Source organism: Streptomyces narbonensis, from assembly GCF_014649015.1.
Classification (GTDB): domain Bacteria; phylum Actinomycetota; class Actinomycetes; order Streptomycetales; family Streptomycetaceae; genus Streptomyces; species Streptomyces narbonensis.
This window is the reverse complement of record NZ_BMSF01000013.1, coordinates 102706-123140: the sequence shown is the minus strand read 5'-3', so window position 1 is coordinate 123140 and position 20435 is coordinate 102706. Positions and strand designations below refer to the sequence as shown.

The following is a 20435-nucleotide window of genomic DNA, read 5'->3' as shown; positions in this document are numbered from 1 at the left end:
GTAAGGCCGCGTCGGTCAGCGCTTTGATCGGTGCCGTGGCCGAGACTGACCGCATGGCCGAGGAACCGCAGGTGGCTGCGCACGAGGGGCCCCGGGGACACGGGGAACACACGGATCTCCGTCGGAGCCTCGGCTTCCGTGACCTGGTCGTCTACGGGCTGCTCTTCATCGCGCCGATGGCCCCGGTCGGCGTCTTCGGCACGCTCGACGCCAAGTCCCACGGGGCCGTCGCACTGGTGTACGTCGTGGCCACGGTCGCCATGGCCTTCACCGCCTTCAGCTACGCCCAGATGGTGCGGGTCGCGCCGCAGGCCGGCTCGGTCTTCACGTACGCCCGCAAGGGGCTCGGCGAGGGTCCCGGCTTCGTCGCCGGCTGGATGGCGCTCCTCGACTACCTGCTGATCCCGGCCGTCGCCTACCTCTTCGCGGGCATCGCCATGGAGGCGCTGGTGCCGGAGGTGGACCGGTGGGTGTGGACCGGGATCGCCGTGGTGGTCACGACGCTGCTCAACCTGTGGGGCGTCCGGGCCGCGGCGCGGGTCGGTTTCGCCGTGCTCGCGATGGAGATCGTCGTCCTGCTGGTCTTCGTCGTGTCGGCGGTGGTGGTGCTCGTACGGGACGGGGCGCGGCGCGACTGGTGGTCGCCGCTGACAGGTGACGTGTCGTTCTCGCTCGCCGCCGTCATCGGCGCGGTGTCGGTCGCGGTCCTGTCGTACCTGGGCTTCGACGCGATCGCCTCCTTCGCGGAGGAGGTGACGGGCGGTTCGGCGAAGGTCGCGCGGGCGGTGCTGTTCTGCCTGGTGCTCGCGGGCGCGCTGTTCGTGGCGCAGACCTGGCTCGTGGCCCTCCTCGAACCGGTCTCCTCGGCCGATCTGGCCGCCGATCCGGTGAAGCAGGGTTCCGCCTTCTACGACGCCGTGGAGGTGTCGGTCGGCAGCTGGCTGCACGACGTGGTCGCAGTCTCGAAGGCGATCGGCGCGGCCTTCGCCGCCCTCGCGGGGCAGGCGGCCGGCGGACGGCTGCTCTTCGCGATGGGCCGCGAGCGGCGGCTGCCGCACGTCCTCGCCCGGACGGACTCGGGTGTGCCGCGGGTGGCGCTGCTCGTGGCGGCGACGGTGACGATGGTCGCGGCGCTGTGGGCGGCGCGGCGGGACGACGGCCTGGACCACCTGGTGTCGGTGGTCGACGTCGGCGCCCTGACGGCCTTCGTGCTGCTGCACGCGAGCGTGGTGGGCTGGTTCGCGGTACGGCGGGCGGAGGGGCCGCCGCACTGGCTGAAGCACGTCGTCATGCCGGTCGTCGGGGCGGCGATCCTGATCGCGGTGATCGTGGAGGCCTCGGTCACCGCGCAGGTGGTGGGCGTGGTGTGGCTGGGGATCGGGCTCGTCGTCCTGGCCGTCCAGGGCACGGCTCGGACGCCGGCGGCGCGGCTCTGAGGTTGTCGCCGGGGCTGCGGCCGTGCCCGCCTCCGTACGGGCCGTCGCCCTCCTCGTCGTACACGTTGTCGTACCGCGCGGTTACGCTCGGTCCATGGCTCTGACTACGTCCGCCGAAGCACCGCTTCCCGTCGGTGAGGTCTCCCGGCTGATCGGGGGCTGGATCGACCGGCTCGGAGCGATCTGGGTCGAGGGGCAGATCACGCAGCTGTCGCGGCGCCCCGGCGCCGGGGTCGTCTTCCTGACGCTGCGGGATCCCTCGTACGACATCTCCATCGGCGTCACCTGCTACCGCCAGGTCTTCGACTCGGTCGCGGACCTGGTGTCCGAGGGCGCGCGGGTCGTCGTGCACGCCAAACCCGAGTGGTACGCGCCGCGCGGGCAGCTGTCGCTTCGGGCCGTGGAGATCAAGCCGGTCGGGATCGGCGAGCTGCTGGCCCGGCTGGAGCAGCTGAAGCGGAGCCTGGCGGCCGAGGGGCTCTTCGCGCTCGACCGGAAGAAGCCCCTGCCGTTCCTGCCGCATCTCATCGGGCTCGTCTGCGGCCGGGCCTCGGCGGCGGAGCGGGACGTCCTGGAGAACGCGCGGCGCCGCTGGCCGCACGTCCGCTTCGAGGTGCGGAACGTGCCGGTGCAGGGCGTGAAGGCGGTTCCGCAGGTCGTCCAGGCGGTGAAGGAGCTCGACGCCCACGAGGACGTGGACGTGATCATCGTCGCCCGGGGCGGCGGCAGCGTCGAGGACCTGCTGCCGTTCTCGGACGAGCAGCTCGTACGGGCCGTCGCCGACTGCCGTACGCCGGTGGTCTCCGCGATCGGGCACGAGCCGGACTCGCCCCTCCTCGACCTGGTGGCGGACCTGCGGGCCTCGACGCCGACGGACGCGGCCAAGAAGGTCGTCCCGGACGTCGGAGAGGAGCTCGACCGGGTGCGCGGGCTGCGGGACCGGGCGCTGCGGACCGTGCGGGGGCTCCTGGAGAGGGAGGAGCGCGGTCTCGCGCACGCGCTCGGGCGGCCCGTCATGGAGCATCCGCAGCGGATGGTCGAGGTCCGCGAGGACGAGGTCGACGCGCTGCTCGCGCGGAGCCGCCGGGTCCTGGGACACCTCCTGGACCGGGCCGACTCCGAGCTGTCGCACACCCGGGCGCGGGTCCGGGCGCTGTCGCCCGCCGCGACGATGGAGCGGGGATACGCGGTGCTCCAGCGGGCGGACGGCTCGGTGGTCCGCGCCCCGGAGGAGGTCGCGGAGGGCGAGGAGCTGCGGGCGCGGGTCGCCGAGGGCGAGTTCGCGGTGCGGCGCGTGGACGCGGGCGCGGGCCCCGGCGGGGCCGGTCCGGCCTGAGCGGCCCCGCGCGGGCGAGGACATCGAGAGAGAAGCGGACACACGGAGGTGGAGCACATGGCAGCCGGTACGGAAGAGGCGGCGCTCGGGTACGAGCAGGCGCGGGACGAGCTCGTGGAGGTCGTCCGGCGGCTGGAGGCGGGCGGGACGTCCCTGGAGGAGTCCCTCGCGCTCTGGGAGCGCGGCGAGGAGCTGGCGAAGGTCTGCCGGCGGCGGCTGGAGGGGGCCCGGGCGCGCCTCGACGCCTCCCTGGCGGCGGAGCGGGCGGCGGAGGCGGAGGCGGCGGGCTCGGAGGAGTAGCTCTGCCGGCGGTTCCTGCCCTGCAGTTCCCGTCGGACGGGCCCCGGGCGGTGGCCCGGCATGCCCTGACGTAGACTCACAGTGAAACGGATCACTATCCGGATAGTTTAGTTGAAGTTTCACCAATCATCGGCGTACTGTCGAGGACGTCGCTCGGACCCCTTACGGGCGATCCTCTTTTGCAGTTCGGAAGGTACGCAGCATGTCTCTCGCCCTTGACTCCGCCGCCCAGGACCTCCTCTTCCGTGAGGCCCGCACCGCCAACACGTTCACCGACGAGCCGGTGACCGACGAGCAGGTCCAGGCGATCTACGACCTGGTGAAGTACGGCCCGACCGCCTTCAACCAGACCCCGCTGCGCATCACCCTGGTCCGCTCCCCCGAGGCCCGCGAGCGCCTGGTCCAGCACATGGCCGAGGGCAACCGGCCGAAGACGGCGACCGCCCCGCTGGTCGCGATCCTCTCCGCCGACAACGAGTTCCACGAGGAGCTCCCGGCCCTGCTCCCGCACTTCCCGCAGGCCAAGGACGTCTTCTTCTCGGAGCGCCCGGTCCGCGAGCAGTCCGCCGTGCTGAACGCCGCCCTCCAGGCCGCCTACTTCATCGTCGGCGTCCGCGCCGCCGGCCTGGCCGCCGGCCCGATGACCGGCCTGGACTTCGCCGGCGTCCAGAAGGAGTTCCTGGACGCCGACCACACCCCGCTGATGGTCGTCAACATCGGCAAGCCGGGCGAGGACGCCTGGTTCCCGCGCTCCCCGCGCCTGGCCTACGACGACGTCGTCACCACCGTCTGACGTCCACGCCGGACCACACGCACCACAGGAAGGGCCCCGCACTCGGTGAGTGCGGGGCCCTTCCCGTATGCCTCGATCGCGCGTCGGAACGGGGGTGCCGGTCAGGCCTTGTGCGGCTTGAGCGAGCCCGCCATCTCCGCCAGCCGCTCGAACGACGCCGTGCCGGTCACGACCGTCGTCGAGCCGCCCTCCGCCCTGACGAGCGCGTCGTACTTCGGCCCCTCCCAGCGCTGCCACACCTGCCCGGCCACCGTCTGGGTCTTCCCGGTGTCCTTCGCCTCGTGCGTGACCTCGGGCACGTACTTGCCCGGCGCCGCCGTCGACTGGTGGATCGCCACGTACTGCGTGTCCGGGGAGAGGAACCCGAGCTGCCAGGCGTCGCTCTTCTCGCGCTTGTACGAGACGACCGTCGCCTTCCAGTCCGCTCCGAGGCCCTCGGGCGCCAGCACCGGATACGGTGCCGCACGCTGGGCCGTCAGGAGCTCGACGCGGTAGTCCTTCGCCTGGACCGGAGCCGCGTTCTCGTCGTGCGGGATGAAGAGATACATCACTCCCGCAGCAACCATGATCACCCCGAGGGACTGGAACATCCCTCGTACCGTCTGCCTACCTCGCATACCTGCCACGCCCCACATGGTCGCATCATGGTGCTCTGCTCAAACGTGGGCCCCTCTGCTCATTTTGTCGACGTACCGATAGAGTCGGAGCACCCTCGTTCTTCCGGCCGTCGCCGTTCCCGGCCGTCGCCGTACAGAAAGGTGCGCTTCGATGACCGAGAGCCATCACCTGCCGCCCGAGCTCGTCGTCTCCCCCGAGGCCCCCGACCGCAACCTCGCCCTCGAGCTGGTCCGCGTCACCGAGGCCGCCGCCATGGCCGCCGGCCGCTGGGTCGGCCGCGGCGACAAGATCGGCGCGGACGGCGCGGCGGTCAACGCCATGCGGACCCTGATCTCCACCGTCTCGATGAACGGCGTCGTCGTCATCGGCGAGGGCGAGAAGGACGAAGCCCCGATGCTGTTCAACGGCGAGCGGGTCGGCGACGGCACCGGTGCCGAGGTCGACATCGCCGTCGACCCGATCGACGGCACCACGCTCAACGCCAAGGGCATGCCGAACGCGATCGCCGTCCTGGCCGCCGCCGACCGCGGCACCATGTTCGACCCGTCCGCGGTGTTCTACATGGACAAGCTGGTCACCGGCCCCGAGGCCGCCGACTTCGTCGACATCAACGCCCCCGTCTCGGTCAACATCCGCCGGGTCGCCAAGGCCAAGAACTCCTCGCCCGAGGACATCACGGTCATGATCCTGGACCGCCCCCGCCACGAGGGCATCGTCAAGGAGATCCGCGAGACCGGGGCCCGGATCAAGTTCATCTCGGACGGCGACGTCGCCGGTTCGATCATGGCCGTCCGCGAGGGCACCGGCGTCGACATGCTCATGGGCGTCGGCGGCACCCCCGAGGGAATCATCTCCGCCTGCGCCATCAAGTGCCTCGGCGGTGTGATCCAGGGCAAGCTGTGGCCGAAGGACGAGGCCGAGCGGCAGAAGGCGCTCGACGCGGGCCACGACCTCGACCGCGTGCTCTCCACGAACGACCTGGTCAGCGGCGACAACGTCTTCTTCGTCGCGACCGGCATCACCGACGGCGAGCTGCTGCGCGGTGTCCGCTACCGCGCCGAGACGGCGACCACGCAGTCGCTGGTCATGCGCTCGAAGTCCGGCACGATCCGCCAGATCGACTCGACGCACCGGCTCTCGAAGCTGCGCGCGTACAGCAAGATCGACTTCGACCGCGCCAAGTGATCCGAGCGGCCGACTGATCCGCCGGCCGATCTGTCGAGCGGCTGACGGGTCCGGCGGCCGATCCGTCGAGCGGCTGACGGGTCCGCCGGTCGATCCGTCGAGCGGCTGACGGGTCCGCCGGCCGGTCCGTCGAGCGGCTGACGGGTCCGGCGGCCGATTCGTCGAGCGGAACGGCACGAAGAGGGGCGCCCCCATGTGCGGTGGGGGCGCCCCTTCCCGTACGGGCAGCGACGGGGTCCGCTCCGTCAGCCCGCCTGGGCGATCCGTCCGTCGGTCGCGGACGCCTTCCTGAGCTCCACCTCGCGCCGCCGGCGCCTGGCCAGGACCACACGGCGCTCCGCCGCGGTGAGCCCGCCCCACACCCCGTACGGCTCGGGCTGGATCAGCGCGTGCTCCCGGCACTCGACCATCACGGGACAGCGGGCACAGACGCGCTTGGCCGCCTCCTCGCGCGCGAGCCGTGCAGCGGTCGGCTCCTTGGAGGGGGCGAAGAACAGCCCGGCCTCGTCCCGGCGGCACACCGCCTCCGCGTGCCAGGGGCCGCCCTCGTCCTCCCGGGCAGTAGTGCGCTGAGGGGGTACGGCGGCGACCTGGAGGGGCTGATGCGGCAGTGGCAGCACGGTCTACTCCTGACGACGGCTTCGCGAGCGAGCGGCGATGCAGCAGCCCTACCCGCTGTGCGCGCGCCTATGCACTGCGTGCCGCCCCGTTCCGCTCTGCGGATACCCGTGGGCGAAATCCGGTCACCGGCCGACCGGGTCGGTGGCGGTCGGCGGCCCGGTCAGTGGCCGAGGTGTTTGCGCAGCTTGCTCTGGAGGTCGGTGATCCACTTGCCGCGCTTGGGCCTCGCCTCGACGTTCCCGAAGACCGAGTAGCCGTTCACGACGACGACCGGCGCCTGCGGATCGACCCCCTCCAGGGTCACGACCTCGAAGTTGCCGAAGATCCCGCTGCCGTTGCCGCGCAGGCTGACGTTCTCCGGGACCCGCACCTCGACGTTCCCGAAGATCGACGTGGCGTTGATCGTCGTGACGCGCTGCGCGAAGATCGCCTCGGTCAGATCGATCTCGATGTTGCCGAAGAGCGCGAACGCGTTCGTCCTGCGGCTCACCCGCCAGCGGCCCTTGCGGGTCGTACTGGAGAAGATCGCGACCAGGCTGTCCGCCTCGCCGTCGGCATCGGCCGGATCGTCCTCGTACACGGGATCGGGGTCCCGGCGGGCCCGGGCGCTCGGCAGGTCGCGGACGATCGGCTCCAGCTCTCCGACCGTCTTGGCGCGGTAGACCGCGTCGATCCGGTCCGAGTGCTCCTCGGGATCGATCCGGCCCTCGGCCAGGGCATCCCGGAGGATGTCCGCGATCCGGTCCCGGTCCGCGTCGGACGCCCGCAACGAGCCTCGCGGGTCGGCGAAAGCGGTCTCGGCCGGGGCGGGCTCGGCGGGAGCGGCCGATCGCTGCGGCTGCGGCTGCTTTTCGGGTTCGGGCTTCTTTTCGAGGTCCACGGAGCCAGCCTAGCGAAACGCGATAGATCGCGACCAGTGGGCGGGGCCGGACCTGTGGAGGAAGAACGCGACGAACCGGCGCGCGGAAGCGGCGGGTTGAGGCCATGGCGGCCGGAGCCCCGGCACCGCACGCACGACCGCCACCCTCCGGAACACGCCACATCGGCGCGGTCCCGCCTCCAAGTGAGCCTTACCTCACAGGATCGGGGCCGCGCCCTCGTTCTACGCTGGAGTGCGCGCCGCCAATGGAGGCGGCGCTGCTGTCTGCCGAGTGAGGAATGGCCGCCGTCATGCCAGAGTTTGCGTACTCCGATCTGCTCCCCCTGGGAGAGGACACCACGCCCTACCGCCTGGTGACCTCCGAAGGTGTCTCCACCTTCGAGGCCGACGGCCGTACGTTCCTCAAGGTCGAGCCCGAGGCGCTGCGCACGCTCGCCGCCGAGGCGATCCACGACATCCAGCACTTCCTGCGCCCGGCCCACCTGGCCCAGCTGCGCCGGATCATCGACGACCCCGAGGCCTCGTCGAACGACAAGTTCGTCGCGCTCGACCTGCTGAAGAACGCGAACATCGCCGCCGCCGGCGTCCTCCCGATGTGCCAGGACACCGGCACCGCGATCGTCATGGGCAAGCGCGGCCAGAACGTGCTGACCTCCGGCCGCGACGAGGAGGCCCTGTCCAAGGGCATCTACGACGCGTACACCAAGCTGAACCTGCGGTACTCGCAGATGGCCCCGGTGACCATGTGGGAGGAGAAGAACACCGGCTCGAACCTGCCCGCGCAGATCGAGCTGTACGCGACCGACGGCGGCGCGTACAAGTTCCTCTTCATGGCCAAGGGCGGCGGCTCCGCCAACAAGTCCTTCCTCTACCAGGAGACGAAGGCCGTCCTCAACGAGGCGAGCATGATGAAGTTCCTGGAGGAGAAGATCCGCTCGCTCGGCACGGCCGCCTGCCCGCCGTACCACCTGGCGATCGTCGTCGGCGGCACGAGCGCCGAGTTCGCGCTCAAGACCGCGAAGTACGCCTCCGCGCACTACCTGGACGAGCTGCCCACCGAGGGCTCGGCCGAGACCGGCCACGGCTTCCGCGACAAGGAGCTGGAGGAGAAGGTCTTCGAGCTGACGCAGAAGATCGGCATCGGCGCGCAGTTCGGCGGCAAGTACTTCTGCCACGACGTCCGCGTCGTCCGCCTCCCCCGCCACGGCGCCTCGCTGCCCGTCGCGATCGCCGTGTCCTGCTCGGCCGACCGCCAGGCCGTCGCGAAGATCACCGCCGAGGGCGTCTTCCTGGAGCAGCTGGAGACGGACCCGGCGCGCTTCCTGCCGGACACGACCGACACTGAGCTGAACAGCGGCTCCGCCGCGGGCCTCTCCGAGGAGAGCGACGTCGTCACCATCGACCTGAACCAGCCGATGGACGACATCCTCGCCGAGCTGACCAAGTACCCGGTCAAGACCCGGCTCTCCCTCAACGGCCCGCTGGTCGTGGCGCGCGACATCGCGCACGCCAAGATCAAGGAACGCCTCGACGCGGGCGAGGAGATGCCGCAGTACCTGAAGGACCACCCGGTCTACTACGCGGGCCCGGCCAAGACCCCCGAGGGGTACGCCTCCGGTTCCTTCGGTCCGACGACGGCCGGCCGCATGGACTCGTACGTGGAGCAGTTCCAGGCCGCGGGCGGCTCGAAGGTCATGCTGGCCAAGGGCAACCGCTCCGGCCAGGTGACCTCCGCGTGCGACACGCACGGCGGCTTCTACCTCGGCTCGATCGGCGGCCCGGCGGCCCGCCTCGCGCAGGACTGCATCAAGAAGGTCGAGGTCGTCGAGTACGAGGAGCTCGGCATGGAGGCGGTCTGGAAGATCGAGGTCGAGGACTTCCCGGCCTTCATCGTCGTGGACGACAAGGGCAACGACTTCTTCCAGAACCCGGCGCCCGAGCCGACCTTCACGCACATCCCGGTGCGGGGTCCCGGCCTCGGCTGACCCTCTCGGTTTCCGCTTTCGACAGAGCCCCTGGTCCGTGGGTACGGACCGGGGGCTCTGCCCGTCCCCGGTCGGTGCGCGCCGACCGGGGGCTCTGCCGTCCCGGTCGGATTCCGCTCAGAATCTCGCTACCGACCGGTAGACCTCCCGTTACCTACCGGCCAGTATTGAGCGCGAGCATGTCAACCACTGAGCCGGTAGACCACTCGGGAGCCCCCCATGCCCTCCGTACCCCCCACCACCCACGCCTCCGCCCACGCGACCGGCCGTACGGCCGCCCGCAGGCGGGTCGCCGCCGGCACCACGGGCGCGCTGGCCCTCACGGCCTTCCTCGTCGTCGGTCCCGCGCCCGCCGCCTCAGCGGCCGACCCGGACACCCACCTGGTGTCGACCGCCGCCCTGGAGGACGTGGACTACGCGACCTGGCGCAAGGACGTGGCCGCCGTCGTCGCCCAGGCCCGCCCGTACATCGAGGAGCGCGCGAAGGACGCCGGGCACGAGAAGCAGGCGATCGTCCTCGACATCGACAACTCCTCGCTGGAGACCGACTTCCACCCCTTCTGGGAGCTGCCGACCCCGGCCATCGCGGACGTCCGCGACCTGGTCCTGGACGCCCACGCCAAGGGCGTGAAGGTCTTCTTCGTCACCGCCCGGCCCGGGATCATCCACTCCCTCACCGACTGGAACCTGAAGCGGGTCGGCTACCCGGTCGACGGTCTGTACGTGCGCTCGCTGCCCGACCTGTTCGCCGAGGTCAGCGCGTACAAGACGGAGAAGCGCGCGGAGATCGAGGCCAAGGGCTACACGATCATCGCGAACATCGGCAACAACAACACCGACATCGTCGGCGGGCACGCCGAGCGCGCCTTCAAGCTCCCCGACTACGACGGCAAGCTCTCCTGACCATCGGGACGGCCCTCAGCGCGTCAGGCGGAAGTCGAGCCGCGCGTACTCCCCGTCCGAGGTCGAGCGGATCTGGCCGCGCACGCCCTCGAAGTCGCCGGTCCCGCCGGTGACCGCGATGTCGAACGGGGCGGGCTGCTCGGTCTCCGTCGAGAAGGGGAGGATCACCTGGCCGGCGATCTGCCCGACGGCACCGCCGGTCAGGACGAAGACGCCCGCGCACACCAGGTCGCCGGGGCTGCCGGGGCCGCCGACCCGCGCCACCGTGCAGCTCACGGCGTCCCGGCCGACCTTCTCGCCGCCCTTGGTCCGGTACAGGTCCTCGGCGAAGGCGTAGGTGTCGCCGACGGCGGGGGCGGGAACGCCCTCGCCGGTGTCCTCCCCCTCTTCGCTCTCCTCGCCGACGACCTCCTGGGCGTAGAGGGTGAACTCGAGGTCCACGGCCTGGGCCGCGGGCACGGAGACGGGAGTCGCGGAGACCGGGGCTGCCGCGCCGAAGGCGACGAGTGCGACGGTGGCGGCGCCGAGCGCACCGGTCCTCCTGAAGCTGCGGGACATGACCTGCCTCCTCGCGGACGGTGGCTCTCCCCCTCGGCTCGCTTCATTGTCCGCCTCCGGTCCCGGGCCCGCCCGCCCCCGCCGCTACCCTGACGGCCATGGAACACCCGATACGGATCATGGCCCCGGCCGCCGCCCTGCTGGTCAGCGGCGTGCTGACGGCCGGTTGCGCCGCTCCCGAGCCGCTGCCCGAAGTCACCCAGGGCGCCCGGCCGACCGCGGCGCCGGCCACGCCGACGGCCTCCGAGGGGCCGGAGGACGCGACGGCACCGAAGGCCGCGGCGCCCTCCGGTGCGACCCTCGGCGGTGCGGGCTCGGCCTGCGCCCTGCCCGTCTCCTTCGCGCTGGCGGAGAAGTGGGAGCCCGAGGCGATCGAGGACCCCGAGAACCCCGAGTTCGCCGCGCTCACCCGCCAGGGGCCGGCCACGGTCCGCTGCGAGGTGGACGCCAAGCCGGCCGGGCACGTCGGCTACCTGCGGGTGTGGACGGTGGCGAAGGGTCCCGCCCGGGCCGCCCTCGAAGGCTTCGTGAAGGCCGAGGAGAAGTCCACCGCCGTCACCTACCGGGAGACGAAGGCGGGCGCGCTGCCCGCGACCGAGGTGACGTACACGGTCGCCGACGAGCTGCTGGAGGAGCCCAAGGAGGAGCGGGCCTTCGCCGTCGCGACCCCGAAGGGGACGGTGATCGTCCACCTCGGCGGCCTCGACACGGCGGAGCACCGGGCGATGCTCCCGGCGTACGAGCTGGCCAGGACCACGGTGAAGGCCGGCTGACGGACGCGGCCGTCCGGGCAGGACCGTGGCCCCCCGTCCCGCACCGGACGGGGGGCCACGGCGTCTTCGGAGGCCCTACGCGAACTTCTGGTTCGCGGAGCCGTCGCAGTTCTGGAGCCGGACGGGCTCCTTCGCCGCGCCCTGGGCGAGGCAGAGGCCCGTCGCGCCGGCGGGCCGGATGGTGGCGCCGTCACGGACGAACTTCTGGTTGGCGCCGCCGTGGCAGTTCCAGATGATGAGCGCCTTGCCCGCCTGGAAGCCGGAGGATGGCACGTCCAGGCAGCGGTCCTGGGTGAGCTCGGTGTGGACGCTCCGGCGGGCGGAGTCGTACCACCAGCCCTGGTTGCGGCCGCCGTGGCAGTCCCAGCCGAGCACGCCGGTCTCGTTGGCCGAGGAGGCCGCCTCGACGTCCAGGCAGTTGCCGGTGTCCTGGTTCCTCAGCGGTTTGTACGCGTCGTCCCAGGCGACCGGGAAGAGCGTCGGCCGGCCCGAGGAGTCGACGTCGGCGCAGCCGGCCTCGCGGAGACCCGAGTCGTAGATCTGCGTGAGGCAGGAGGCGAAGGCGGCGTGTCCACGCGCGTTGGGGTGGAAGGACTGCCGGACCGAGTTCTCGTCCGGGGTGCCGGGCTTGGAGAGGTCGATGTAGAGACCGCGGGCCCAGGTGTCCTCCATGCAGACCTCGTGGCCGTGGAAGAGCCGCGAGTTGTCGAGGTAGACGGCCCCGGTCGAGGCGGCGGCCTTGCGCATGCCGCGTTCGAAGGCGGGGACGGCGGTGTTGCGGCCCCAGACGGTGTCGGAGTCGTAGCCGAGTCCGCCGCAGATGAGCTTGCCGGGGAAGGAGGGGTTGTCGTGGAAGTCGGGGCCGATGGGGCTGGGGTAGCCCATGAGGACGAGCTTGTAGTCGCCGTCGGCGTAACCGGCGTCGCGCATGACGGTCTTGAGGTCGCGGACGGTCTGCTCGACCTTGGGGACGAGCGCGTCGACGCGGGCCTGCCAGCCGGGGGCGTACTTGGGCTCGCAGGCGCCCTGGAGGAGCAGGTAGCGCTGGACGCAGTCCGTCATGACGGGGCCGAACTGCAGGTCGTCGTTGGCTCCGGCGACGAGCAGGACCATCTTGATGCGGGTGTTGCGGGCCTTGACGGCGAGGTTGTCGCTCTGGACGAGCTCGTCGGCGTACTGCTTCGAGCCACCGATCCTGATGTTGCCCGTGTACGCGCCGGAGCAGGAGACGTTGAAGGTGAGGTCCGCGGGGATGCCCGTGCGGTGGATGGCGGCGTCGGGCGAGCGGTGGCACCAGTTGGTCGGGCCGTTGGTGGGGGGCTCGTAGGTGCCGACGCCCTCGCCGGAGATCTCGCTGTCGCCGAGTGAGATCAGGCCGGTCTTGCGCTGCGCGAGCGGGCGCTCGGCCGGGTCGCCGTAGATCCTGGTGGCCTCGGCGGCCCGGATCGCCTCCAGCTCGGGCGGGAGCGGTACGGATGCGGTGACCGCCGCCGGACCGGCGGCCGGGCCGGTGGCGGGGGTCGCGCCGGCGGGGGCCGCCGCGGTCATCGTGCCGAGCGCGGCGGCGGCCGCGGCGACGGCCGCGATGGGCCAGCGGAGTCTGTACCTGGTGCGCTTCATTGCGCCTCCTGGAAGTGGGGTTACCCACGGTTTTTACTGGCCGGTACGCGTGTTGGGAATACATCGAACAAGACAAGTGCTCAACTTTTTCGGGGGGTTGGGGGTCTCCCCCCGATGGGCACGGCCAGGAGGTTGAGGAAGAGATGACGACGAACAGCGCAGCCGACGAGTACCGCGTCGAGCACGACTCCATGGGCGAGGTGCGGGTCCCCGCGCACGCCAAGTGGCGTGCGCAGACCCAGCGGGCCGTGGAGAACTTCCCCGTGTCGGGCCAGCGCCTGGAGCGCGCCCACATCGAGGCACTGGCCCGGATCAAGGCCGCCGCGGCCACGGTCAACGCCGAACTGGGGGTGATCGAAGCGGACCTGGCGGAGGCGATCGTCTCGGCGGCGCAGGAGGTCGCCGAGGGGCGGTGGGACGACCACTTCCCCGTGGACGTCTTCCAGACCGGCTCCGGCACCTCGTCCAACATGAACACCAACGAGGTGATCGCCACGCTCGCCGGCGAGCGGCTCCCGGAGGGCCGGGACGTCCACCCCAACGACCATGTGAACGCCTCGCAGTCCTCCAACGACGTCTTCCCGTCCTCGATCCACATCGCGGCCACCGGCGCCGTCACCCGCGACCTGATCCCCGCGCTCGAACATCTGGCAGGCGCCCTGGAGCGAAAATCGGCCGAATTCGCGACGGTCGTGAAGTCGGGCCGCACCCATCTGATGGACGCCACCCCGGTCACCCTCGGCCAGGAGTTCGGCGGCTACGCGGCCCAGGTCAGGTACGGCGTGGAGCGGCTGCGCTCGGCACTCCCCCGACTCGCCGAACTCCCCCTCGGCGGTACGGCGGTGGGCACCGGCATCAACACCCCGGCCGGCTTCTCCGCGGCCGTCATCGCGGAGGTCGCGCGGGCGACCGGGCTGCCGCTGACGGAGGCCCGCGACCACTTCGAGGCGCAGGGCGCCCGCGACGCCCTCGTGGAGACGTCCGGGCAGCTGAGGACCATCGCCGTCTCCCTCACCAAGATCTCCAACGATCTGCGCTGGATGTCCAGCGGCCCGCGCACGGGCCTGGCGGAGATCAACCTCCCCGACCTCCAGCCCGGCTCGTCGATCATGCCGGGCAAGGTGAACCCGGTGGTCCCGGAGGCCGTCCTGATGGTCGCCGCGCAGGTGACCGGAAACGACACCACGGTGGCGGTGGCGGGCGCGGCCGGGAACTTCGAGCTCAACGTGATGCTGCCGGTGATGGCCAAGAACCTCCTGGAGTCCGTACGACTCCTGGCCAACGCCTCCCGGCTGCTCGCGGACCGCACGGTCGACGGGATCACCGCCAACGTGGAGCGCGCCCGCGAGTACGCCGAGTCCTCGCCGTCCGTGGTGACCCCGCTGAACAAGTACATCGGCTACGAGGAGGCCGCCAAGGTCGCCAAGAAGTCCCTCGCCGAGCGGAAGACGATCCGCGAGGTGGTGCTCGCGTCCGGATACGTCGAGCGGGGCGACCTCACGGTGGAGCAGCTGGACGAGGCGCTCGACGTGCTGCGGATGACGCACCCGTAGGCGAGGGCCGACGCACCCGAAGGCGAGGGGCCGACGCACCCGTGGGCGAGGGGCCGACGCACCCGAAGGCGAGGAGGCCGACGTACCCGTGGGCGACGGGGTGGTCCGTCCGCCGCGACGGCTGACTCATCCGCACCCCTGCGTGACCTGTGCCGCAGCGCCGGTGGGAGCGCGCCCCTAAGATCTGCGCATGACAGACTCGGGCGGCCCTCAGCAGCATTGGGCGCCAGGGGAGCAGATCCTCTGGCGCTACCGCGACAACGGCACCGGCGCCGTGCACATCTGCCGGCCGGTGACCGTCGTCCAGGACACGCCCGAGCTCCTCGCCGTCTGGATGGCACCCGGCACCGAATGCGTACGGCCGGTGCTGACCGACGGGACGCCCGTGCACGAGGAGCCGCTCGCCACCCGGTACACCGCTCCGCGCACGACGGAGCGGTCCCACTGGTTCGGCAGCGGCGTCCTCAAGCTGGCCCGGCCCGGAGACCCTTGGTCGGTGTGGCTGTTCTGGGAGCGCGGCTGGCGCTTCCGCAGCTGGTACGTGAACCTGGAGGAGCCGCGGACCCGTTGGTCCGGCGGCGTCGACTCCGAGGACCATTTCCTCGACATCTCCGTCTATCCCGACCACAGTTGGCTGTGGCGGGACGAGGACGAGTTCGCGCAGGCCCAGCGGTCGGGCTTGATGGACCGTGAGCAGGCCGCGCGGGTGAAGGCGGCCGGGGCGAGGGCGGTGGAGCAGATCCGGGCCTGGGGGACGCCGTTCGCGGACGGCTGGGAGAACTGGCGGCCCGATCCGGGGTGGCCGGTGCCGCGGTTGCCCGGCGACTGGGACCGCACTCCGGCCCACACGGCCCCGTGAGACCCTTGATGCGCCCCCGGGGTTCAAACGTAGGATCGTCCTCCGCACGGCAGAAGCGGATCGAACAGCACGTCAGACCGACCGAAGACCACGTCAACGACTGAGCACAGCACAGGACCTGACCACAAGTCATCCACGAGGGGGAGAGCAGTGCCGGACGTGCGCCCGGGTGTTCCGACCCCTGCCGTTGCCGCCTCTCGCGGAACGTCCACATCCGCTGCATACGAGGGGTTTATCCCTGCCGAAGGCGCGGCATCGGCGAGAAGAGCGAGTGCATCGCACCACCGGCCCGGACGGACGGAATCCCACGCGTGACGGAGCATCCCACCTCCCACGAAGGCCGACAGCCGCTGGCTGCCCGGCCGCAGGAACGCGCACGCCCTCGCCAGGAGGCGGCGGCCGCCGGCCTGCCCTCCGACGTGCCCGCCCAGCCGGGCGGACCGGCGGACCGGACGGCGAAGGCCGCCGGTACGGGCACACCGGCGGCGGCCGGCACCCCCGCGACGGCGAGAACGGCGGGCGCGGAAGGAACGGCGGAAGCACCCGGCGCCTCCGGAGCACCCGGCTCGTCCGCCTCCCCCGACGCTCCCGCCTCCCCCGACGCTCCCGATTCCCCCGGCTCCCCCGGTTCTCCCGCTGAGGCGTCCGGCCGCCCGGCCGGCGCGCCCGGAACCGGCGCCGGGGCCGTCGCCGTCGCCGTGGCAGCTCAGATCCCCGGCGCGGGCCGGGGCCCCGAGGGCGCCGCGCGGCGCGAGGGCGAGCGGCTGCGGTTCGTCGGGGCCGCGACCCGCCGGATCGCGCGCGGGCTCGACCTCGACGAGATCGTGCTGGGCCTGTGCCGGGCGACCGTGCCCACCTTCTCCGACGAGATCCTGGTCTATCTGCGCGATCCACTGCCGGTGGGCGACGAGCGCCCGGTGGCGCCGTTCGTCTTGCGGCTGCGCCGCACCGACCGGCTCCGGTTAAGCGAAGTGGAGGGCGAGGAGCTCGTCCTCGTACCCGATCCGGATCCGACCCCCGCGGCCGAACTCTGCGAGGTGCGGTCCGGCGGGGCGCTCGCCGAGGTGCTGCGCGGCGTGCGGCCGGTGTTCGGCGACTCCGCCGCCGCCAAGGCCGCGCTGACCGAGCTCCTCGGCCCCGAGCACCCGCTGCCCGGCGGGCTGCGGGCGGTCCTCGCGCCGCTGCGCGGCCGGCGCCGGGTGATCGGCGCGGCCGTCTTCCTGCGCCGTCCCGAGCGGGCCGGCTTCGAACCGAACGACCTGCTCGTCGCGGCGCAGCTGGCGACGCACACCGCGCTCGGCATCGACAAGGCCGTCCTGTACGGCCGTGAGGCGTACATCGCGGACGAGCTCCAGCGGACGATGCTGCCGGACTCCCTCCCGCAGCCGACGGGTGTCCGGCTCGCCTCGCGCTACCTCCCGGCCGCCGAGACGGCCCGGGTCGGCGGCGACTGGTACGACGCGATCCCACTGCCCGGCAGCAGGGTCGCCCTGGTCGTCGGCGACGTCATGGGCCACTCCATGACCTCGGCGGCGATCATGGGGCAGCTGCGGACCACCGCGCAGACCCTGGCGGGGCTCGACCTGCCGCCGCAGGAGGTCCTGCACCACCTGGACGAGCAGGCGCAACGGCTCGGCGAGAACCGGATGGCCACCTGCATGTACGCGGTGTACGACCCGGTCTCGCACCGGATCACCGTGGCCAACGCGGGCCATCCGCCGCCGATACTGCTCCACCTGGGCGGCCGCGCCGAGGTGCTGCGGGTGCCGCCCGGCGCCCCCATCGGGGTCGGCGGCGTCGACTTCGAGGCGGTCGAGCTGGACGCCCCGGCGGGCGCCACGCTGCTGCTGTACACGGACGGTCTGGTGGAGTCCCGGCTGCGGGACGTCTGGACCGGGATCGAGCAGCTGCGGGAGCGCCTCGCGGCGACCGCGCAGCTGACGGGCCCGGACCACTCGCCGCCCCTTGAGGCGCTCTGCGACGACGTCCTGGACATGCTGGGTCCCGGTGACCGGGACGACGACATCGCGCTGCTCGCGGCGCGGTTCGACGGGATCGCGCCGAGCGACGTGGCGTACTGGTTCCTGGAGCCGGAGGACGCGGCTCCGGGGCGGGCGCGCCGGCTGGCCCGGCGGGCGCTGGCCCGCTGGGACCTGGAGGAGCTGACGGACTCGGTCGAGCTGCTGATCAGCGAGGTCGTGACGAACGCCGTGCGGTACGCGGAGCGGCCGGTGACCCTGCGGCTGCTCCGGACGGACGTGCTGCGCTGCGAGGTCGGCGACGACTCGCCACAGCTGCCCCGGCAGCGGCGGGCGCGGGACACGGACGAGGGCGGTCGTGGCCTGTTCCTGGTGAACCGGCTGGCCAGGCGGTGGGGGGCGACCCGGCTGTCGGGCGGCAAGGTCGTCTGGTTCGAGCTGGCCACGCGCTGAGGCTTCTGAGGCGTGACATGACGAATGGGCCGGACCCCGCGGGGTTCGGCCCATTCGTCATGTCACGGTGCTACACGTTCAACGGCCCGGCCGCTGCGTGACGCTCTGGTCCGTCTGCTCCGGATCCGGGTCCGGGTTCGGCGGCTGAGCGGTCGTCGGGTCGGTCGTCGGCGGCGCGATCGTGGGCGGTGACGTCGGCTCCTGGGTCGGCGGCGTGGTGACGGGGTCGCGCGTCGGCTCCGGCGGCGTGGTGACGGGGTCGCGGGTCGGCTGCGGCGGCGTGGTGGCCGTCGAGGTCGGCGGGGGCGTCGGGTCCGGGGACTCGGTGGTCGGCTCCTCGGTCGGCTCCTCCGGCGTCGCGGTGGTCCCGGTGGGCTCCGGGTCCGGCTCGTAGGAGCCCGTGCTGTCGGTCTCCAGGTCGAAGGTGGCGTCGGAGCCGCCGCCGAGTGCCCTGGTGGTGTAGTCGCCCCAGATCTGCGCGGGGGTACGACCACCGTTGGCGCGGCCATCGTTGATGGTGTTGGTCAGGGTGACCTGGTTGCCCTTGGTGTCCTCGCCGAAGAGGCCGACGGCGGTGACGAGTTCGGGCGTGTAGCCCACGAACCAGGCGGAACGGTTGTTCTCGGAGGTGCCGGTCTTGCCGGCGGCCTGGTAGTCGCCGGCGGCGCGGAAGCCGGAGCCGTTCTGTACGACGCCCTGCATGGCCTGGGTGACGGTGTCGGCGGCCTCGCGGCTGACGACCTGGCTGCCGATCGCGTCCACCGGGTCCACCTTGCGGTCCTTGTGGACGGCCGCCTTCACCAGGGTCGGGGTGACCTTCTTGCCGTGGTTGTCGAGCGTGGCGTACACACCGGCCATGTCCAGGGTCGAGGCACCCATGGTGCCGAGGGACATGGCGGGGGTCTCGCCGAAGTCCGCGCCGTCCTTCATGCCGAGGGCGAGCGCGGTCTGCTTGGTCTTGCCGAGGCCGACGTCGACGATCATCTGGGCGAAGACCGAGTTGATCGACTTGTTGGTGGCCTTCTGGACGGTGACGGGGCCGTAGCTGTAGTCGTCCTCGTTCTCGGGCGCGAAGTCGATGTCGGTCCCCACGACCTTCCGCTGGCTGGTGCCGTCGTAGATCGTGCCGAGACCTATGGTCCGCCCGTCCTGGGTCTCCGCCATGTGGTCGAGGGCGGAGGCGAGGACGATCGGCTTGAAGGTCGAGGCGGGCTGGTAGTCGCGGCGGGTGGCGTTGGACACCCAGTGCTCGGTGGCGCCGAGGCCGCCGTACATGGCGACGACCGCGCCGGTCTTCGGGTCGACGGAGGTGGCGCCGGCCTGGACGGTGGCCTGCTTCTTGTCGCCCTTGCGGTCGATCTTGTCTTCCAGCTGCCGGTCGACGGCCTTGACGAGGTCCTTCTGCTTCTTCTCGTCGATGTTGAGCGTGATCGTCCAGCCGCCGGCCTTGATGTCCTCCTCGCTGACGCCCTGGCGCATCAGCTCCTGGTTGGCGGCCTCGACGATGTAGCCGGTCTGGCCCTCCATGCCGGGGGCGGGCTTGGGCTTCTGCGGCACGGGGAACTTCATGCCGGCGCGCTCGGCCTGGGGGAGCCAGTCCTCGCCGACCATGTTGTCGAGGACGTAGTTCCAGCGCTCCTCGACGAGCTTGCGGCCGGTGGAGCTCGCGGAGGTCCAGTCGTACTGGTTGGGCGCCTGGAGCAGCGAGGCGAGATAGGCGCCCTGGGCGGTGGTGAGCTGGGTGGCGTCGACGCCGTAGTAGGCGCGGGCGGCGGCCTGGATGCCGTAGGCGCTGCGCCCGTAGTAGCTCGTGTTCATGTACCCGGCGAGGATCTCGCTCTTGCTCGTCTCCTGGTCGACCTTGACGGCGATGACCATTTCCTTGAGCTTGCGCGTGGCCGTCTGGTCCTGGCTCAGGTAGAAGTTCTTGACGTACTGCTGGGTGATGGTCGAACCACCCTGCTTGCCCTGGCCGGTGAGGGTCGACCAGGCGGCGCGCGTGGTGCCCTTGATGTCGACGCCGTTGTCCCGGTAGAAGCTCTTGTTCTCGGCGGCGACGAAGGCCTTCTGGACCTTCTCGGGGATCTTCTCCAGGCCGACGATCTCGCGGTTGATCTGGCCGGTGCGGGCGAGGATCTTGCCGTTGGCGTACTTGTAGATGTTGCTCTGCATGGTCGCCTCGGCGTTGGCCGTCGGCACGGGGACCAGGAGGTAGACGACGTACAGGGCGCCCATGGCGAGCAGGCAGAACACGAAGAAGGTGCCCAGGAGCTTCTTCCAGGAGAAGAAGCGGCGTATGCCGCGTCTCTTCGCCTTGCTCTTGTCCGGTCGGCCCATGGGTCCTGTCGCTCCAGTCGTCGTGTGTCTCGGCGCCTCGGCTGTCTTCCGTCCACGCCGGATCAGCTCAGCAAGCTAACACCGACGATGCAGACAAAGGGCAACCGATCACGCCTTTTCCGGACGTGAGAATCAGCACCCACCCCCAGAGGAACCGACGCTCGAAAGAGCCTGATGGTTGCGTCGCCAGGGCCGCCGAACCGGGCGCGGCCGGCGGTTCCCGCTCGCCGTCCCGTCACTATGCAC

17 protein-coding genes are annotated in these 20435 nt (G+C 71.5%); 11 read left to right on the top strand and 6 right to left on the bottom strand.

Annotation, left to right across the window (positions count from 1 at the left end; translation table 11 throughout):
• Positions 1 to 53: 53 nt before the first annotated feature.
• The 4 genes from IE124_RS24390 to IE124_RS24375 all read left to right on the top strand — a co-directional run bounded on the left by IE124_RS24390 (position 54) and on the right by IE124_RS24375 (position 3865).
• Positions 54 to 1436, top strand: a complete 1383-nt coding sequence (locus tag IE124_RS24390; RefSeq protein ID WP_370468815.1) for an APC family permease — start codon at positions 54 to 56, stop codon at positions 1434 to 1436.
• A 94-nt stretch (positions 1437 to 1530) separates the two neighbouring features.
• Positions 1531 to 2772, top strand: a complete 1242-nt coding sequence (gene xseA, locus IE124_RS24385; RefSeq protein ID WP_189510156.1) for an exodeoxyribonuclease VII large subunit — start codon at positions 1531 to 1533, stop codon at positions 2770 to 2772.
• Positions 2773 to 2829: 57 nt separating this feature from the next.
• A complete protein-coding gene (locus IE124_RS24380; protein ID WP_189510154.1) occupies positions 2830 to 3072 on the top strand; it encodes an exodeoxyribonuclease VII small subunit in 243 nt (80 codons plus the stop codon).
• 202 nt (positions 3073 to 3274) lie between these two features.
• Entirely contained in the window at positions 3275 to 3865 is a 591-nt protein-coding gene (locus IE124_RS24375) for a malonic semialdehyde reductase (protein WP_189510152.1), read from the top strand.
• A 101-nt stretch (positions 3866 to 3966) separates the two neighbouring features.
• On the opposite strand, the gene IE124_RS24370 is transcribed toward IE124_RS24375, so the two are convergent.
• Positions 3967 to 4455, bottom strand: coding sequence for a DUF4245 domain-containing protein (locus tag IE124_RS24370; protein WP_229832791.1), 489 nt, complete (start codon positions 4453 to 4455; stop codon positions 3967 to 3969).
• A 178-nt stretch (positions 4456 to 4633) separates the two neighbouring features.
• On the opposite strand from IE124_RS24370, the gene glpX reads away from it, so the two are divergent.
• A complete protein-coding gene (gene glpX / locus IE124_RS24365) occupies positions 4634 to 5668 on the top strand; it encodes a class II fructose-bisphosphatase (protein ID WP_024760872.1) in 1035 nt (344 codons plus the stop codon).
• Positions 5669 to 5913: 245 nt separating this feature from the next.
• Here the strand turns inward: glpX and IE124_RS24360 are convergent, their stop codons facing one another.
• Entirely contained in the window at positions 5914 to 6288 is a 375-nt protein-coding gene (locus tag IE124_RS24360) for a WhiB family transcriptional regulator (protein ID WP_189510148.1), read from the bottom strand.
• A gap of 161 nt (positions 6289 to 6449) precedes the next feature.
• Positions 6450 to 7169 carry a DUF1707 SHOCT-like domain-containing protein gene (locus tag IE124_RS24355; RefSeq protein WP_189510145.1) on the bottom strand — a complete coding sequence of 240 codons (720 nt, stop codon included), beginning with the start codon at positions 7167 to 7169 and terminating at the stop codon, positions 6450 to 6452.
• Positions 7170 to 7459: 290 nt separating this feature from the next.
• Here IE124_RS24355 and IE124_RS24350 point away from each other — a divergent pair, with 290 nt between their 5' ends.
• On the top strand, positions 7460 to 9154 hold the full coding sequence (locus tag IE124_RS24350) for a fumarate hydratase (RefSeq protein WP_189510143.1): 1695 nt from the start codon (positions 7460 to 7462) through the stop codon (positions 9152 to 9154).
• Between the two features lie 219 nt (positions 9155 to 9373).
• Positions 9374 to 10057 carry an HAD family acid phosphatase gene (locus IE124_RS24345; RefSeq protein ID WP_189510141.1) on the top strand — a complete coding sequence of 228 codons (684 nt, stop codon included), beginning with the start codon at positions 9374 to 9376 and terminating at the stop codon, positions 10055 to 10057.
• Between the two features lie 15 nt (positions 10058 to 10072).
• Here IE124_RS24345 and IE124_RS24340 read toward each other — a convergent pair whose 3' ends face one another.
• Positions 10073 to 10615: a hypothetical protein gene (locus IE124_RS24340; RefSeq protein WP_189510139.1), complete on the bottom strand. Its 543-nt coding sequence runs from the start codon at positions 10613 to 10615 to the stop codon at positions 10073 to 10075.
• Positions 10616 to 10713: 98 nt separating this feature from the next.
• Here IE124_RS24340 and IE124_RS24335 point away from each other — a divergent pair, with 98 nt between their 5' ends.
• Positions 10714 to 11388 carry a lipoprotein gene (locus IE124_RS24335; protein WP_189510137.1) on the top strand — a complete coding sequence of 225 codons (675 nt, stop codon included), beginning with the start codon at positions 10714 to 10716 and terminating at the stop codon, positions 11386 to 11388.
• Positions 11389 to 11463: 75 nt separating this feature from the next.
• Here the strand turns inward: IE124_RS24335 and IE124_RS24330 are convergent, their stop codons facing one another.
• Positions 11464 to 13008 (bottom strand): ricin-type beta-trefoil lectin domain protein, encoded by a 1545-nt coding sequence (locus tag IE124_RS24330; protein ID WP_189510135.1) that lies wholly within the window; start codon positions 13006 to 13008, stop codon positions 11464 to 11466.
• Between the two features lie 143 nt (positions 13009 to 13151).
• Between IE124_RS24330 and IE124_RS24325 the strand changes: the two genes are divergently transcribed.
• From IE124_RS24325 to IE124_RS24315, 3 genes are all read left to right on the top strand, one after another.
• Positions 13152 to 14561 carry a class II fumarate hydratase gene (locus IE124_RS24325; RefSeq protein WP_189510133.1) on the top strand — a complete coding sequence of 470 codons (1410 nt, stop codon included), beginning with the start codon at positions 13152 to 13154 and terminating at the stop codon, positions 14559 to 14561.
• A gap of 190 nt (positions 14562 to 14751) precedes the next feature.
• A complete protein-coding gene (gene fomD / locus IE124_RS24320; protein ID WP_189510131.1) occupies positions 14752 to 15420 on the top strand; it encodes a cytidylyl-2-hydroxypropylphosphonate hydrolase in 669 nt (222 codons plus the stop codon).
• Positions 15421 to 15731: 311 nt separating this feature from the next.
• Positions 15732 to 17852: an ATP-binding SpoIIE family protein phosphatase gene (locus IE124_RS24315; protein ID WP_189510129.1), complete on the top strand. Its 2121-nt coding sequence runs from the start codon at positions 15732 to 15734 to the stop codon at positions 17850 to 17852.
• Positions 17853 to 17930: 78 nt separating this feature from the next.
• On the opposite strand, the gene IE124_RS24310 is transcribed toward IE124_RS24315, so the two are convergent.
• Positions 17931 to 20189 (bottom strand): transglycosylase domain-containing protein, encoded by a 2259-nt coding sequence (locus IE124_RS24310; protein WP_189510127.1) that lies wholly within the window; start codon positions 20187 to 20189, stop codon positions 17931 to 17933.
• Positions 20190 to 20435: the final 246 nt, after the last annotated feature.

Excerpts from the sequence above, each read along its gene's own strand:
- IE124_RS24340 (WP_189510139.1), bottom strand. The coding sequence starts at position 10,615 with ATGTCCCGCAGCTTCAGGAGGACCGGTGCGCTCGGCGCCGCCACCGTC.
- IE124_RS24350 (WP_189510143.1), top strand. The coding sequence starts at position 7,460 with ATGCCAGAGTTTGCGTACTCCGATCTGCTCCCCCTGGGAGAGGACACC.
- IE124_RS24310 (WP_189510127.1), bottom strand. The coding sequence starts at position 20,189 with ATGGGCCGACCGGACAAGAGCAAGGCGAAGAGACGCGGCATACGCCGC.
- fomD (WP_189510131.1), top strand. The coding sequence starts at position 14,752 with ATGACAGACTCGGGCGGCCCTCAGCAGCATTGGGCGCCAGGGGAGCAG.
- IE124_RS24370 (WP_229832791.1), bottom strand. The coding sequence starts at position 4,455 with ATGTTCCAGTCCCTCGGGGTGATCATGGTTGCTGCGGGAGTGATGTAT.
- glpX (WP_024760872.1), top strand. The coding sequence starts at position 4,634 with ATGACCGAGAGCCATCACCTGCCGCCCGAGCTCGTCGTCTCCCCCGAG.
- IE124_RS24380 (WP_189510154.1), top strand. The coding sequence starts at position 2,830 with ATGGCAGCCGGTACGGAAGAGGCGGCGCTCGGGTACGAGCAGGCGCGG.
- IE124_RS24375 (WP_189510152.1), top strand. The coding sequence starts at position 3,275 with ATGTCTCTCGCCCTTGACTCCGCCGCCCAGGACCTCCTCTTCCGTGAG.
- IE124_RS24330 (WP_189510135.1), bottom strand. The coding sequence starts at position 13,008 with ATGAAGCGCACCAGGTACAGACTCCGCTGGCCCATCGCGGCCGTCGCC.
- IE124_RS24390 (WP_370468815.1), top strand. The coding sequence starts at position 54 with ATGGCCGAGGAACCGCAGGTGGCTGCGCACGAGGGGCCCCGGGGACAC.
- xseA (WP_189510156.1), top strand. The coding sequence starts at position 1,531 with ATGGCTCTGACTACGTCCGCCGAAGCACCGCTTCCCGTCGGTGAGGTC.
- IE124_RS24335 (WP_189510137.1), top strand. The coding sequence starts at position 10,714 with ATGGAACACCCGATACGGATCATGGCCCCGGCCGCCGCCCTGCTGGTC.
- IE124_RS24345 (WP_189510141.1), top strand. The coding sequence starts at position 9,374 with ATGCCCTCCGTACCCCCCACCACCCACGCCTCCGCCCACGCGACCGGC.
- IE124_RS24325 (WP_189510133.1), top strand. The coding sequence starts at position 13,152 with ATGACGACGAACAGCGCAGCCGACGAGTACCGCGTCGAGCACGACTCC.